Raw genomic sequence first — 15,378 nt, 5'->3', positions numbered from 1 at the left:
AACAATAATTTGCAATAGAAATCTTAACATTATCACAATTTAATTCTGATTATTATTTTTAAATCAATAAAAATTATAACAATTTACTTTTGTTTTGTTATATCTATATTGTGTAAATTTGTTCTAGAAAAAAAACATAAATTATGAAACCAGACCTATTTCAAGCACCAGATTATTATAACCTAGACGACTTATTAAGCGACGAGCACAAACTCGTTAGAGATTCTGCCCGAGCATGGGTAAAAAGAGAAGTTTCTCCTATTATTGAAGAGTATGCTCAAAAAGCAGAATTCCCAAAACAAATCATAAAAGGCTTAGGAGAAATAGGTGGTTTTGGCCCTTATATACCTGTTGAATACGGCGGAGCTGGATTAGATCAAATTTCTTATGGTTTAATCATGCAAGAAATCGAACGTGGAGATTCAGGAGTTCGCTCTACATCATCTGTTCAATCTTCATTAGTAATGTACCCAATATGGAAATACGGAAATGAAGAACAAAGAATGAAATATTTACCTAAGCTTGCTACTGGTGAGTTTATCGGATGTTTCGGTTTAACTGAACCAAATCATGGTTCTGACCCAGGCAGTATGATTACCAACTTTAAAGACATGGGAGATCATTACTTATTGAATGGAGCAAAAATGTGGATTTCGAATGCGCCATTTGCTGACATTGCAGTAGTTTGGGCTAAAAATGAAGAAGGAAGAATACACGGTTTAATCGTAGAGCGCGGTATGGAAGGCTTTACAACTCCAGAAACTCATAATAAATGGTCGCTTCGTGCATCATCTACAGGAGAATTGATTTTTGATAATGTAAAAATTCCTAAAGAAAATTTATTACCTAACAAATCTGGATTAGGAGCACCACTTGGTTGCTTAGATTCTGCTCGTTACGGAATCGCTTGGGGTGCAATTGGCGCTGCAATGGATTGTTACGATACAGCTTTAAGATATGCAAAAGAGAGAATTCAGTTTGACAAACCTATTGCAGGAACTCAATTGCAACAAAAAAAATTGGCCGAAATGATTACCGAAATCACAAAAGCACAATTATTAACTTGGCGTTTAGGAGTTTTAAGAAACGAAGGAAGAGCAACAACTGCTCAAATTTCGATGGCAAAAAGAAACAATGTCGATATGGCTATTAACATTGCTCGTGAAGCCAGACAAATATTAGGCGGAATGGGAATTACTGGTGAATACTCTATCATGCGCCACATGATGAACCTTGAAAGTGTAATCACTTATGAAGGAACTCACGATATTCATTTACTAATTACAGGAATGGATATTACTGGAATTCCAGCTTTTAAATAGAAATCATCTATTAAAATATTTATAAAAACGATTTAAAAGCTTCTTGTTACCAAGAAGCTTTTTTATATTTGCAAAAAAAATACCACCATGAATATTGAAACTATAAACAATAGCATTCAACCTCAGAAAGATCTTTTATTACAACACCCCCTATATAAAAAAATCCAAAACATCGATGATTTACATTGCTTCCTGGAAAGCCATGTTTACGCCGTTTGGGATTTTATGTCTTTACTAAAAGCTTTACAAGCAAAACTTACCTGTACAACTACACCATGGTTTGCTAGTAAAAACCCAGAGACTAGATATTTAATTAACGAAATTGTACTAGCCGAAGAAACTGATTTAAGTATTGATGGTCGTCGCCAAAGTCATTACGAAATGTATCTTGAGGCAATGGAAGATTGTGGAGCAAGCACAAAAAACATTCAAGGTTTTTTAAACGAAGTAAACTCTTTACAAAACATTTTTGTTGCAATAAAACAAAGTCAATTACACCCAAACATTAAAGCTTTTCTGGATTTTACTTTTAGAGTAATCGAAGAAGGAAAACCACATGAAATTGCAGCAGCTTTTACTTTTGGAAGAGAAGATTTGATTCCGAATATGTTTACTGCGATATTGAAAAATTTTCAAGAAAACTTACCTGATACAGATTTAAGAAAACTGATATATTATTTTGAACGTCATATAGAACTAGATGCAGATGAACATGGTCCTATGGCAATGAAAATGATTACCGATTTATGTGAAGACGACGCACAAAAATGGTCTGATGTTCAAGAAATTTCCATTCTGGCATTAGAAAAAAGAATTGGATTATGGGATGCTATCGAAGAAGAAATCAGCATAAAAATAGAAATGGTATAAAAACCAAAATTCTATTTTTAACGTAAGTATTATTGGGGAGATTACTAATGCCTTAATTATATATTATGAAACGTAAATTCAAAATAATACTTACATTTTTATTCGCAATTTCTACGATTAGTTGTAGTTCGGAAAACGAAACAAATGCACCAACTAAAACTATTGTTCCCCCAGTTACAATTACTCCTCCTCTTACTGCAAAAACGATAAACTACCTAGCTCTTGGCGATAGTTACACTATTGGACAAAGTGTATGTGAAACTTGCCGTTTTCCAGAGCAATTAAGACGCAACTTATCTAGCACCTATCCTGCAACCTCATTTTCGCTAAAAATCATCGCAAAAACAGGCTGGACAACATCTAACCTATTGTCAGCGATAAAAGCCGAAAATCCAGATTCTAATTATGACTTAGTGACATTGCTAATAGGAGTCAATAATCAATTTCAGAACGCACCTTTCACCTTATACGAAAATGAATTCCCGCAATTGGTAAACAATGCAATTTCTTTAGCAAAAGGAAAAAAATCAAATGTTATTGTAGTTTCCATACCAGATTATGCTTATACTCCTTTTGGTCAATCGGCTGTATACAATAGCAAAACAATTTCATCAGAGATAGATAAATACAATGCTTATGCAGAAAACTATTGCAAAGCAAATAATATCGAATTTATAACAATAACCGATATCACGCGACAAGGATTATCGAATCCGAGTTTGGTTACACAAGACGGATTACATCCATCAGAATCAGCATATTCTTTATTTGTACAGCGTATTTTACCAAAAGTGAAGTTTCAAGAATAAAAAAAAGCGAGAAAAATTTCTCGCTTTATACTTTATATTAATATTCTGGAGCTAATTCCAGTTCCAAACCTTCTAAACCTTCTGTGATAGGAATCTGACATCCTAAACGACTATTAGACATAACGTAAAACGCCTCCGAAAGCATTGCTTCTTCTTCGTCTCCCATTTCTGGTAACTCAACATCATTTAGCACGTAACACTGACAAGAAGCACACATTGCCATTCCGCCACAAGTTCCTTCTACAGGAAGCTCATAAGCTTTACACAACTCCATTACATTCATTGCCATATCAGTTGGAGCTTGTAGTTCATGAACAACTCCCTCTCTATCTTTAATCTTTATTAATACATCCATTTTTAACTTATCGGAATTTTGATTATTAACGCATTTTCAGATAGCAAAAATACATTATCTTTTACAAAATACTAATTGCTAGGTTTAAAACTAAATGCATATTCTTTTAAATTATCCTTTAAGTGCATTTTTAAGCCTATAATATTTCCTTTATCTAATATAGTAACCACTGCAATAACTGAATAATAATCATTCCCATTCTGAAAGATTAATGTTCCTTCATAAGTTGAATTCACAATACCTTGCTTATCCGTAGTAGTTTTAATTTTTCTTGGATGAGAAAACTCAGCAGTTGCGTAACTTTGTCTGTTTGAAAATTTGGCTCTTCCTTCTGAAAAATCATACAAAAAATCATAATTTGCAATTCTCAGACTTCCTTCTTCAGGTGTCGGTGAAATAATAATCTGACCTGTAAATTTAAAATCTGACCATTCTTCGAATTCATTCACCCATGCTTTATCAACATATAGATTATCTGTAGCCTGCTGACCATAGGTGGCAGAAGTAAAAAGCAACAAAACAATTAGCTTGTAAAAATTATTCATAAATGTAAGGTTTGAGGTTATATGGCAAATTTAAGTTAAATTTATATTAAATACCATTGCAAAACCCCTAATTCTTAACACTTTTTTTTGTCAAAATTACTTTATTAAGTTATTTTTCTGAATATTTGCTAATTTTAACACTATTTTCTTATTAATAAATTTAAATTCAAAAACAAAACAAGCGCATTTTTAACAATACAACATTCAGCATCCAAATTATCTAAACAAATACTAAAAAATTTTAATTAGCATTAGTAATAATTTTGTTTAATTCACAAAAAACAAATATTTCTCACCATAGCAAATCGCTATAATTACATAATGTTAACCACAGTTTCGATCTGCGGTGCAAACTTTTTAATTGTAGTTTCAACTCCTGCTTTAAGCGTCATTTGATTTACACTACAACTTGTACACGCTCCTTCAAGGCGAACCTTAACGTGTTTATCATCTTCTATAGAAACTAATGTTATATCACCTCCATCTGAATTCAGAAACGGTCTGATTTCATCTAGCGCCTTTAAAACATTGCTTGTTAATTCTTCTGTTGTCATAATTTTTATATTCAATTAGAGAATGTGTCGATTAGAGAATGTGTCAATTAGATAATTAGATAATTAAAGACTGTACAGATTGAAGCATAAATGCTTCGTTTTTACACAAACTACAATTATCTAATTATCTAATTTCCTAATTATCTAATTTGAATCATTATCTCAATTATCTAATTTATTTTTTCTTTACTGCAGAACATCCTGCCATTGTTGTAATTTTTATTGCTTCGGTAGCAGGCAAACTTTCGTTACGACTTACTACTTCCTGTACTACGTTTCTAGTAATTTCTTCAAAAACAGTTTCGATTGCCGATGCTGTTTGCAAAGCTGCCGGACGACCATAATCCCCTGCTTCACGAATAGACTGTACAATTGGAACTTCTCCTAAAAACGGAACTCCTAAATCTTCAGCTAAGTTCTTAGCACCTTCTTTACCAAAGATATAATATTTATTATCAGGCAACTCTTCAGGTGTAAAGTACGCCATATTTTCTATAATTCCTAAAACTGGTACATTGATGTTATCTTGCATAAACATCGAAACTCCTTTTTTAGCATCAGCCAAAGCTACTGCCTGTGGAGTACTTACTACAACTGCTCCAGTTATAGGAAGTGACTGCATGATTGAAAGATGAATATCTCCTGTTCCTGGAGGTAAATCAATTAACATGAAATCTAATTCTCCCCAATCAGCATCAAAAATCATTTGATTCAAAGCTTTAGAAGCCATTGGTCCTCTCCAGATTACTGCCTGACTGGGCGCTGTAAAAAATCCTATAGAAAGTATTTTAACTTCATAACTTTCAATAGGTTTCATTTTTGACTTTCCGTCAACTAATATCGAAACAGGCTTTTCTGCTTCTACATCAAACATAATTGGCATAGATGGTCCATAAATATCGGCATCTAAAACTCCAACTGCAAAACCCATTTTAGCTAATGTTACAGCTAAGTTTGCTGTAACAGTCGATTTACCAACTCCTCCCTTTCCAGAGGCTACAGCAATAATATTTTTAATTCCTGGAATTGCACGACCTTTAATTTCGTTTTTCTCCGGAGTTTCAACTTTAATATTTACTTTAATTTTAGCTTCTGGAGAAACTAACTCAAGTATTGTTTTTTTAATATCGTCTTCAGCACGTTTTTTTATGTGCATTGCAGGAGTATGCAAAACTAAATCTACTACAACTTCATCACCAAAAGTAATAACGTTTGCTACTGCTCCGCTTTCAACCATATTCTTACCTTCACCAGCTATAGTAATCGTTTCTAAAGCTTTAAGGATTTCTTTTCTGTCTAATTTCATTTTAACTTTACTATTTTCTATTGACAATAATCGCTTCAAAAACTATATTAATTTAAACCGATTTTAGATTACAAAGATAACTGATTAAGTTAAGATTCAAACTCTTTTAAATTGTATTTATTGATATTGAGATTACTCAAAATGATTCTAACTGTTAACATTCGCTTTTTAGACACAAAAACACAAACAATATTTTTGTCCCGATTACAATCTTAAAATGCTTTTTCAATTAAAATATACAAGTTTTGAGATGTTTTTTTTAGGATAATACACCATAAGTATCAATAATACTAACTATATTTGAGTACCTCAAACTTATACTTCCTACTACGCAAATAGAACTTAAAAACTTGATTTTAAGAAAATTATAAATATTTTTTATATGTTTTTCAATCGAATTCTATTTTTAAATTTAAATCTAAAAATATGCGGAATTTTACTTTATCATCTGTAATCATTGTTATTAGTTTTTTAATGGTTTCTTTTAAATCTTCATCTAAAGAAATCAATGCAAAAAACAAAACAATCGCTTTAGAGAACGTTTTTGTATCCAAAACCTCTATTGCCCCTGAGTTAATTAACGAGTTTTACAAAAAATATCCAAAATTAAAAAAATACCAAAGTGACGTTTTAGATCTTTATAAAAAGAAAGAATATAATTCAATTTGGTATGATGACAAGAACATTACCGAATTTGGATTTTTATTGTATCATAAAGTACAATTATTAAATGACCGTGATGGCATCAAAGCTACAATGCCTTATATGGATTTGGTAAATGATGTTTTTAATGAAAATGTATCCAATAAACTCCCTCAGATAGACACAGAACTTTTACTATCTAATATGTATGTCTTTTACGCAAGCAATGTCTATTCTGGTGTTGACCCTGCAACTTTAAAAAAGATTGGTTGGTTTTTACCTGCCAAAAGCGTTTCGTACACAAAAATACTAGATTCTCTAATGGTAGATCCCGGCCGATTAAACAAAGACGAGAACCTTTTATTTGCACAATATTACAAGCTTAAGGTGGTTTTAAAAAAATACCGAACAATCGAAAAAAACAATTTATGGACAAAAATAGATATCGATAGCGCCAATTTCAAAGATATAAGACCGCTTGATAGTGGTACTGTTATAAAACAAATTAGAGAGCGTTTATTTGTAGTTGGAGATTTAGCACAAAATTCTAATAGAGAAGTCTATGATCAAGAGATGATGGACGCCGTTTTAAAGTATAAAAAAAGATATGGTCTTAAATTAAACTATGCTTTGACTCTACAGCACATCAATCAAATGAATGAACCTATTGCTAAAAGAATCAAAACGATAATGCTAAACATGGAACGTTGTCGATGGATCCCTACAGATTTAGTACAGGCGAGTGAATACATAATGGTGAATATCCCGTCTTTCAAGCTAGTTTATGTTAAAAATGGTAAATACGAATTAGTATCAGATGTTTTTGTGGGAACACGTATGACCGAAACAGTAATTTTTAGTGGTAATATGGACAGAATTGTATTTAGCCCATACTGGTATGTTCCGCAGAGCATCATTAAAAATGAATTAAAATCTGAAATAGCCAGGGATAAAAACTATTTGGCTGATCATAATATGGAATGGAACGGAGGCAATGTAAGACAAAAACCCGGACCTCAAAACTCTCTAGGATTAGTTAAGTTTATGTTTCCAAACCCCAATGATATCTATTTACATGATACTCCAGCCAAAAGTTTGTTTGAATTTGAAAAACGCACTTTTAGTCACGGCTGTATAAACGTAAAAGAAGCTAAAGGGCTGGCACTTGCAATTTTAAAAGATGACCCTGACTGGCCAGTTGACAAAATAGACCAAGCAATGAGTGGTAAAAAAGAAACGCCTTGTAAATTAAAAACCAAAATCCCAATCTATATTGGCTATTTTACCGCTTGGGTAAACGAAGATGGAGAAATTGGTTTTTACCCAGATGTATATGACAGAGATCAAAAACTAGACAAATTACTTTATTCAGATTCTATCGTTGAACAATAAAAAAGGTTCTATATAAAAAGACCCGACTAGCTAATCGCTTGTCGGGTCTGGAACCAAAACTCAATTTTAATTAATTGCTCAGATTAATTATTCGTATTTAAGATATTTAAGAATATCGATTTTTGTTACTTGATATGCTTTTGCCAAAACAATTACCAAAGTTAAGAAAAGTAACACAAACAATGCAACAATAAATGGCAAGACTGGTACATCTATCCTAAAGGCAAAATTCTCCAGCCATTTGTTAAGCAAAATATAAGCTGGAAATATTCCGATTACAAAGCCTAGCAAACAAAATCCAACATATTGTTTCGACAATTCTTTAAGTAAAGCGTCTGTTTCTGCACCAAGTGTTTTTCTGATAGCAATTTCTTTTAATCTTCTTTCCATCGAAAATGATGCTAATGCAAACAATCCAAAAATAGCAATTACAATCACAACAATATTAAGTACAAAAAACAAATTCTTCTGTTTTACCTGTTCGCTATATGTTTTTGCAAAACTTTTATCTACAAATTCATAAGAAAAAGGAAAATCAGCATTGATGTTCTTTTTCCAATATGCTTCTAACTTCGGAATAGTTGTGGCAAGATCTTTCGGGTTTACCTTTACAAACACGTTATTAAAATTATTCCATTTCAATGTTTTAATACTAATAAAAATCATTGGCGGAACCTTGTTTTGTAATCCTGTAATATGAAAATCTTTTACTACACCTACAATTTTAAATTTCATATTCCCTTTTTCATTCCCCCAACCTGAACTGATTATTGTATTTATCGGATTTTTAAGATTTAACATCTTAGCACAAGTTTCATTTATCAACCAGTTACTTACCGTATCCGATGCATATTTAGGCGATAAATCACGCCCTTGAACAATTTTAATTTTCATCATTTCAAGAAAACCAAAATCCATATCAACATTACGAGGCTGTACAAAAACTCCTTTGTGTGTAAAGCCTGAACTAGAATTAGTCCCGTTACCAAAAGAACCTGCAAAAGTCGAAACGTTCTGAACGCCTTCTATTTTTAGTAATTCTTGTTTTGTTGTAAAATACTTTTCTAATCTTTTTTCACGATTTTTATGATTAAAAGAAATCTTAAGAACCTGATCTCCGCTAAAACCTAAGTCTTTATTCATCATGTAATTTACCTGAGAATACACAATCAGCGCACCAATAATAAAGAATGCTGCAATGGTAAACTGAAAAATCAACATCGAATTTCGTATCCAGATTCCGCTTTTACTTCTGGAGAAATTCCCCTTTAAAACCTTCAACGTTTCGAAATTAGCGATATAAACTGCAGGAAATATTCCGGCAAGAACGATTACAATAACAAAAATAATAATGATTTGTAGGTAAAACTCAGTCCCATTCATAGTTAAGTTTTTATCTAAAAACTCATTATAAAAAGGCAAAGAAAGCTCTACGATTGCCAATGCAAAAAGAATCGCCAGAACAACAATTATTGCTGTTTCTAATATAAACTGAGACACAATTTGCGATTTATTAGCTCCTACAATTTTTCGTACACCAACTTCTTTAGCTCTCTTAATTGCCGATGCTGTTGCCAGATTAATGTAGTTTACCAAAGACAAAGCAAGAATAAGAATAGATAATCCTACCATAATGTACAACAACTGTAAATTTCCTTTTCCTTCAGGATAACTACTTCCTGCGGTGGATTTTGTACCATGAAGTCGCCCTAATTTTAACTGATCTAAGATAACTTCCGTTTCTCCATTTTCTTTAATGTACTCTTCAACAGTTTGCCCACTTCCTTTAGCATCTTTCAGCGTTCTATTTACAAAATTCACATTTTGCATTTTCTTTAAAACACTTGCTGCGTCTGCTCCTTTTTTTAGTTTTACAAACAATCCATAATTAAAGTTCCCCCAACTACCCTCATCATTTTCCTTTAAAAGTCCGCCAAAAACATAATTAGGTTCAATAGACGATGGCTTGATAACTTTATAAACCGCTTTAATGATATACGATTTATCATCATTTGTAATGGTTTTACCAATAGGATCTTCATTTTTAAAAATCTTTTTAGCCTCATCTTCAGATATGGCTGCACTATTTTTCTCTTTCAGAATATCTTTTTTAGCTCCTTTAATAATTGGAAATGGAAAGGATTCAAAAAAATCACCATCGGCAACTAATATTTTTTTACCAATCCATTTTTGACCGTCAGACTTAATCACATCATCATAATACCAACTATCAATATAACAGATAGATTCTATTTCAGGAATTGTAGCTTTACATGTCTTTGCAAAAGGAATAGAACTCGAAGCCCAGATATCTCCTGTTGCACCTATTTTATTAAGAACCTGATATACATTCTCTTTTTCGGGATTCCACTGATCATAAGAGTTCTCATTGTTCCAATATAAAATCGCAAAAATAACACCTGCAATTCCTATGCTTAATCCTAAAACATTTAAAAACGAAAACAGTTTGTTTTGCTTTAAATGGTAAATAAATATTTTTATCCAGTTAAGTATCATTATCTTAATTTTTTAATTATAATTTGGTTTGGTTAGTTTGAGTACTATTTTATAAAAAAAGTGTTTTACAAAACTCTACTATCTCTATAATTACTATTGTTATCAAATTTATCATGACTCCTATACTTTAAAAACATCTACATTTCTTTGATTTAATCTTTCCGAAAAAATAACCCCATCTTTCATATGGATTGTTTTTTGCGAGAAAGATGCGTCGTAATCCGAATGCGTTACCATAAGTATCGTTGCACCTTTGGCATGCAAATCGGTTAAAAGTTCCATAACCTCATTTCCGTTTTTACTATCTAAATTTCCAGTTGGCTCATCGGCCAAAATGATTTTTGGATCATTAACTAAAGCTCTTGCTACAGCAACACGTTGTTGTTGTCCTCCAGAAAGCTGTTGCGGAAAATGTTTTAATCGATGAGAAATATTAAGTTTTTCGGCAATTGCCTCCACTTTCTGCTTTCTATCAGATGCCTTTACATTATTATAAATTAATGGCAACTCTATATTATCATAAACAGAAAGCTCATCGATAAGATTAAAATTCTGAAAAATAAAACCGATATTTTCTTTACGAACATTAGCTCTGCCTTTTTCCTTAAGACCAATCATTTCGTTATCTAGTAATTTATAACTTCCACCACTGGCACTATCTAAAAGTCCGATTATATTAAGCAAAGTAGATTTACCACAACCAGAAGGCCCCATTATAGTTAAAAAATCTCCTTTTTTTATTTTCAAATTAATACCACTTAATGCTGCAGTTTCTACTTCTTCTGTTCTAAAAACTCTAGTTAAATCTTGTATTGTTATCATATTTTTAAATATTAATTGTGTTGTTGATTGTGATTTTTTGATTGATGATTGAAACATTATTCTTTTGTGAAATGTGAAATGTGAATTGTAAAACGTAAACTAAAAACTGTTACTGCTACTGAACACTATTGCTTACTACTAATCGACAATTCCTCTACATCTTTATAATCTAAATAAGAAGATGTTATTACCGATTCTCCTTCTTTTAATCCTCCAAGAACCTCATAATATGCCGGATTTTCTCTTCCCAATTTAATTACTCTTTTCTCTGCTTTATTTCCGTTAACGACAAAAATCCATTTTCCTGCTGTTTCCTGATTAAAGGCTCCTTTAGATAAAACAAGAATTTTATTTCTTTCGGATAAAATTAATTTCACACCAAAACTTAATCCGTCTTGCAAAACTATTTTTTCTTTTGGATCAAAATTCAATTCAATAGAAAAACGACCACCTTTTACCTCAGGAATTACTTTGGTTACAAGCACATTTAGGATTTTTCCCTGATATTCGATTTCTCCTTTTAAACCTTCTCGCATTTTCTCCAAATAAAACTCATCTACTTCGGCCATTAATTTATAACCTTGTTTAGAATCTATTCTCCCTATGCTTTCTCCCGCCTGAAAAGTCTTTCCTAAAACGGGCTGAAAAGAAGTAAGTCTTCCTGATTCAGGTGCAGTTATCAAAAAGTTTTTCTTGTTGTTTCTCAAAATATCCAAACTCATTTCCATGGTCTGAATCGAACGATTAATTTGTGAAATTTGCAATTGATTCGTTTGCTTCTCCTTCTGGATACTTTGCTGAATCGTTTTTCTTCGTTCATCCTGAAAACGCAAACTCTCCTTAAATGTATTCCAATCATTTCTTGAGATTACATCTTTTTCATATAATTTAGAGTTCATATCATACAATCTTTTTGCATCATTATAATCGTGTTCTATTGCAACTAAATCTTTAGTCAAATTCAACTCTTGATTTCTAATGTTTAACTTACCCGTATTTAGATTATTTATCTGTTCGATAATTGCTGTTTCCTGTGTAAGGTAATTAAGTTCCGTATTCGGATTGTACAATCTTGCCAAAGGCTGCCCTTTTACAACTGTAGCTCCGTTCTCAACAAAAATCTCTTTAACCGAACCCCCTTCGGTTACGTTAACCAACATCACATTAAGAGGTTCTACTTTAGCCTGAAAAACCATAAAATCTTCAAAGAAAGCCATCTCAACTTTCTTTACGATTAATTCGTCTCCCTTTACATTCAGACTTCTTTTTTTATTGAAAGAAAAAAATACTACAATTGCCAAAGCTAAAAAAGCTACTATTCCTATTGTCAGATACCTAATTTTTTTACTTTTACGAGGAATTACTTTATCCATGTGTTCTAATAATTTACTGATAACCAATAGGTAAATATTGTGCCAAAAGAATTATAATTCATAAAGCATTGATTTATATAGCAGTTTCAAAACCACCAAAAAAAAGTAGTGTTCGATAATGAACAGTTGACCGTTCACAATCGAACAAAAAAATAGCTCATGCGAAAAAAACAAGCCAATATACTAGTTGTTGATGATCAGGAAGAAATTCTTTTTTCGGTAAAAATGATTCTGAAAAAGCATTTCGAATCCATTTTTACCACAAACGATCCAAAAAAAATCATCTCGCTTTTGTCCGAAAACCCCATTGATGTTGTTTTATTAGACATGAATTATCGCATTGGATTTGAAGATGGACGCGAAGGAATACATTGGCTCAAAGAAATCAAAACGTTATCTCCACAAACAATCGTTATTTTAATGACTGCTTTTGGCAAAATAGAAACTGCTGTAGAAGGCATAAAAATTGGCGCTTTTGATTACGTTCTGAAACCTTGGAACAATGAAAAATTACTAGCAACAATAGACAATGCTGTTGAAGAAAGCCGAAAAAAATCTAAAAAAGTAATTGCAAAACCCGAAGAAAAGAAATATTTCACTGGAACTTCAGCCAAAATAAAACAAGCTTATTCTATTGCCGAAAAGGTTGCCAAAACTGATGCTAACGTACTTATTTTAGGAGAAAACGGAACTGGTAAATTTGTCTTCGCACAACATATTCATCAAAACTCGCAACGAAAAGACAAACCTTTTGTACATGTCGATTTAGGTTCCTTAAGTGATAATTTATTCGAAAGTGAATTATTTGGCTATGCCAAAGGTGCCTTTACCGATGCTAAAACGGATACTCCGGGACGTTTTGAAGCTGCAACCAGCGGAACTATTTTTCTGGACGAAATTGGGAATATTCCGTTGCATTTACAATCGAAACTACTACATGTTTTACAAACAAAATCAGTAACACGCTTAGGCGAAAGCAAAGCAAGACCACTAAACGTAAGGATAATTTCCGCTACAAATAGTGATATAAAAGCCGAAGTAAAAAACAAAACATTCCGCGAAGATTTGCTATACCGAATCAACACTATGGAAATCACTTTGCCATCTTTACGAGAACGAAAAGATGATATTGTGCCAATGGCTGAATTCCTCCTTAACGAAATTGGAGAAAAATACAATCAAACCGATTTAACTTTCGATAGCAATGTTGCCAAACATCTGGAAAAATATCCTTGGAAAGGTAACGTTCGCGAAATGGAAAATAAGATTGAAAGAGCTTTAATCCTATCCGAAAACAACACCATTACTATAACTGATCTCGACATCCTGGATTTTGAAGATTTCCAGATTAATGACGAAAATCCTTTATCAGAGATAGAAAAGAGTGCTGTAGAGAAATCTTTACTTAAAAACAACGGAAACATTAGTAAAACAGCCGAAGAACTAGGATTATCAAGAGCTTCTTTATACAGAAGAATTGAAAAATACGGTTTAAAAAATATCGAATAATGAAAAACTGGAAATTTTATAACGCCTTATTTTTACGTGTTTTTATTGTCATAATAATTCTTTTTTCTTCATTATATCTTGCGCAAAAGGGATTATACTATAATAGCATTTTAGTAGCTGCTGTAGTTATTATTGCTTTGGCTGAAATGTATTTTTTCATCAAAAGTAAAATGAGTTTTTACGACAAAACCATTCTTTCTATTCTTCAGAATGATTACTCAACCAACTTTCCTGAAGAACAAAGAAAAGGCAGTTTTAAAAATCTCTCGCTTTTGTATGATACATTAAAAGAAAAGCAACAGGAACAAACATCCAAAGAGTTAATTTATCGCTCTATTTTAAACAATATCGACACTGCTATTTTAATTCTGGAAAAAGACAATGACAATTGGAATATATTCCTAATGAATGATTGTTTCTCTAGCACATTTGCGGTTCCTAAGGTAAGCCATTGGAATTATCTTAAAAATTATCTTCCATCACTTTGCGAAGAAATTGAGAATACCCAATTTAGCGAATTAAAAACTGCTATTGATGTCAAAATCGAGCAACAGGATTTACAAACTTTCATGCTTCAGACTTCATTAACAAAATCATTAAACAAAGAATATTTCATCATTTTATTAGATAGTATTCAGCGTGTAATTGATAAAAAAGAAAAAGAAGCCTGGATTACTTTAATGAAAATAATTTCGCATGAGCTGATGAATTCGTTGACGCCAATTCGTTCGCTTTCGCAAAATTTACTTCAGATAATAGATCAGGAAAAATTAGAAGAAGATGATTTTGATGATATAAAAAGTAGCATTTCGACTATTATAAACCGAAGCGACCATTTGCAAATTTTTGTAGAAAACTACCGAAAACTAGCCATGCTTCCTACACCAGACAAAAAACCGGTATCGATTAATGCTCTTTTTGAAGATTGCTTAAAGGTTATGGCACCAATCTTAAAAGAACAAGGTATTGAACTGATAAACAACATTAATAGTTCGCGTTCTATCCTAATTGATAAAAGCCAAATAGAACAGGTTATCATCAACTTGATTACCAATAGTATTTTTGCATTGAAAGAAAAACAGGAAAAGAGAATATACTTATCGACTCTGACTGAAAACAATCGTTTTTTTATCACAATTTCTGACACAGGAAAAGGAATTGAACCTGAAATAAGAGATAAAATATTCCTTCCTTTTTTCACAACCCGAAAAGAGGGTGCGGGAATCGGACTTACGCTTTCTAAGAATATTATCGAGGCTCACGGAGGTTATTTAAGCTACCAAACCGATGAAAACAGAACTAATTTTGTTATTTGCCTGATTTAAGTTTGTCGTTTTATCTTTGTCAAAGTTCGAACTTTGA

General features: G+C 32.1%; 13 protein-coding genes. 6 read left to right on the top strand and 7 right to left on the bottom strand.

What is annotated here, in order from left to right:
- Positions 1 to 143 precede the first annotated feature (143 nt).
- From OA93_RS13180 to OA93_RS13170, 3 genes are all read left to right on the top strand, one after another.
- Positions 144 to 1,322: an acyl-CoA dehydrogenase family protein gene (locus OA93_RS13180; RefSeq protein ID WP_039113784.1), complete on the top strand. Its 1,179-nt coding sequence runs from the start codon at positions 144 to 146 to the stop codon at positions 1,320 to 1,322.
- Between the two features lie 87 nt (positions 1,323 to 1,409).
- A complete protein-coding gene (locus OA93_RS13175; RefSeq protein ID WP_039113783.1) occupies positions 1,410 to 2,192 on the top strand; it encodes a DUF3050 domain-containing protein in 783 nt (260 codons plus the stop codon).
- Positions 2,193 to 2,257: 65 nt separating this feature from the next.
- Positions 2,258 to 3,001: an SGNH/GDSL hydrolase family protein gene (locus tag OA93_RS13170; protein ID WP_039113781.1), complete on the top strand. Its 744-nt coding sequence runs from the start codon at positions 2,258 to 2,260 to the stop codon at positions 2,999 to 3,001.
- A gap of 37 nt (positions 3,002 to 3,038) precedes the next feature.
- On the opposite strand, the gene OA93_RS13165 is transcribed toward OA93_RS13170, so the two are convergent.
- The 4 genes from OA93_RS13165 to OA93_RS13150 all read right to left on the bottom strand — a co-directional run bounded on the left by OA93_RS13165 (position 3,039) and on the right by OA93_RS13150 (position 5,761).
- Positions 3,039 to 3,356 (bottom strand): 2Fe-2S iron-sulfur cluster-binding protein, encoded by a 318-nt coding sequence (locus OA93_RS13165; protein ID WP_039113779.1) that lies wholly within the window; start codon positions 3,354 to 3,356, stop codon positions 3,039 to 3,041.
- A gap of 71 nt (positions 3,357 to 3,427) precedes the next feature.
- Complete coding sequence (locus tag OA93_RS13160) at positions 3,428 to 3,901, bottom strand: hypothetical protein (protein ID WP_039113778.1); 474 nt, start codon at positions 3,899 to 3,901, stop codon at positions 3,428 to 3,430.
- Positions 3,902 to 4,215: 314 nt separating this feature from the next.
- A complete protein-coding gene (locus OA93_RS13155) occupies positions 4,216 to 4,455 on the bottom strand; it encodes a NifU family protein (protein WP_039113776.1) in 240 nt (79 codons plus the stop codon).
- A gap of 175 nt (positions 4,456 to 4,630) precedes the next feature.
- Positions 4,631 to 5,761 carry an Mrp/NBP35 family ATP-binding protein gene (locus tag OA93_RS13150; RefSeq protein WP_039113774.1) on the bottom strand — a complete coding sequence of 377 codons (1,131 nt, stop codon included), beginning with the start codon at positions 5,759 to 5,761 and terminating at the stop codon, positions 4,631 to 4,633.
- Between the two features lie 426 nt (positions 5,762 to 6,187).
- On the opposite strand from OA93_RS13150, the gene OA93_RS13145 reads away from it, so the two are divergent.
- Complete coding sequence (locus OA93_RS13145) at positions 6,188 to 7,795, top strand: L,D-transpeptidase family protein (protein ID WP_039113773.1); 1,608 nt, start codon at positions 6,188 to 6,190, stop codon at positions 7,793 to 7,795.
- An 87-nt stretch (positions 7,796 to 7,882) separates the two neighbouring features.
- Here OA93_RS13145 and OA93_RS13140 read toward each other — a convergent pair whose 3' ends face one another.
- The 3 genes from OA93_RS13140 to OA93_RS13130 all read right to left on the bottom strand — a co-directional run bounded on the left by OA93_RS13140 (position 7,883) and on the right by OA93_RS13130 (position 12,507).
- Complete coding sequence (locus tag OA93_RS13140; protein WP_039113772.1) at positions 7,883 to 10,312, bottom strand: ABC transporter permease; 2,430 nt, start codon at positions 10,310 to 10,312, stop codon at positions 7,883 to 7,885.
- A gap of 120 nt (positions 10,313 to 10,432) precedes the next feature.
- Positions 10,433 to 11,134 (bottom strand): ABC transporter ATP-binding protein, encoded by a 702-nt coding sequence (locus tag OA93_RS13135; RefSeq protein WP_039113857.1) that lies wholly within the window; start codon positions 11,132 to 11,134, stop codon positions 10,433 to 10,435.
- Positions 11,135 to 11,259: 125 nt separating this feature from the next.
- Entirely contained in the window at positions 11,260 to 12,507 is a 1,248-nt protein-coding gene (locus OA93_RS13130) for an efflux RND transporter periplasmic adaptor subunit (protein WP_039113770.1), read from the bottom strand.
- Positions 12,508 to 12,666: 159 nt separating this feature from the next.
- Between OA93_RS13130 and OA93_RS13125 the strand changes: the two genes are divergently transcribed.
- Both OA93_RS13125 and OA93_RS13120 read left to right on the top strand, forming a co-directional pair.
- Positions 12,667 to 14,016, top strand: a complete 1,350-nt coding sequence (locus tag OA93_RS13125; protein WP_039113769.1) for a sigma-54 dependent transcriptional regulator — start codon at positions 12,667 to 12,669, stop codon at positions 14,014 to 14,016.
- Entirely contained in the window at positions 14,016 to 15,341 is a 1,326-nt protein-coding gene (locus OA93_RS13120; RefSeq protein WP_039113768.1) for a HAMP domain-containing sensor histidine kinase, read from the top strand. Before OA93_RS13125 ends, OA93_RS13120 begins: the two co-directional genes overlap by 1 nt.
- Positions 15,342 to 15,378 lie beyond the last annotated feature (37 nt).

This window comes from Flavobacterium sp. KMS (assembly GCF_000813005.1).
In the GTDB taxonomy this organism is placed as follows: Bacteria; Bacteroidota; Bacteroidia; order Flavobacteriales; family Flavobacteriaceae; genus Flavobacterium.
Note: the sequence above shows the minus strand (reverse complement) of the source record. Positions and strands in the feature narration are given on the sequence as shown.

Coding starts and splice junctions, on each gene's coding strand:
- OA93_RS13180 (WP_039113784.1), top strand. CDS start 144: ATGAAACCAGACCTATTTCAAGCACCAGATTATTATAACCTAGACGAC.
- OA93_RS13175 (WP_039113783.1), top strand. CDS start 1,410: ATGAATATTGAAACTATAAACAATAGCATTCAACCTCAGAAAGATCTT.
- OA93_RS13170 (WP_039113781.1), top strand. CDS start 2,258: ATGAAACGTAAATTCAAAATAATACTTACATTTTTATTCGCAATTTCT.
- OA93_RS13165 (WP_039113779.1), bottom strand. CDS start 3,356: ATGGATGTATTAATAAAGATTAAAGATAGAGAGGGAGTTGTTCATGAA.
- OA93_RS13160 (WP_039113778.1), bottom strand. CDS start 3,901: ATGAATAATTTTTACAAGCTAATTGTTTTGTTGCTTTTTACTTCTGCC.
- OA93_RS13155 (WP_039113776.1), bottom strand. CDS start 4,455: ATGACAACAGAAGAATTAACAAGCAATGTTTTAAAGGCGCTAGATGAA.
- OA93_RS13150 (WP_039113774.1), bottom strand. CDS start 5,761: ATGAAATTAGACAGAAAAGAAATCCTTAAAGCTTTAGAAACGATTACT.
- OA93_RS13145 (WP_039113773.1), top strand. CDS start 6,188: ATGCGGAATTTTACTTTATCATCTGTAATCATTGTTATTAGTTTTTTA.
- OA93_RS13140 (WP_039113772.1), bottom strand. CDS start 10,312: ATGATACTTAACTGGATAAAAATATTTATTTACCATTTAAAGCAAAAC.
- OA93_RS13135 (WP_039113857.1), bottom strand. CDS start 11,134: ATGATAACAATACAAGATTTAACTAGAGTTTTTAGAACAGAAGAAGTA.
- OA93_RS13130 (WP_039113770.1), bottom strand. CDS start 12,507: ATGGATAAAGTAATTCCTCGTAAAAGTAAAAAAATTAGGTATCTGACA.
- OA93_RS13125 (WP_039113769.1), top strand. CDS start 12,667: ATGCGAAAAAAACAAGCCAATATACTAGTTGTTGATGATCAGGAAGAA.
- OA93_RS13120 (WP_039113768.1), top strand. CDS start 14,016: ATGAAAAACTGGAAATTTTATAACGCCTTATTTTTACGTGTTTTTATT.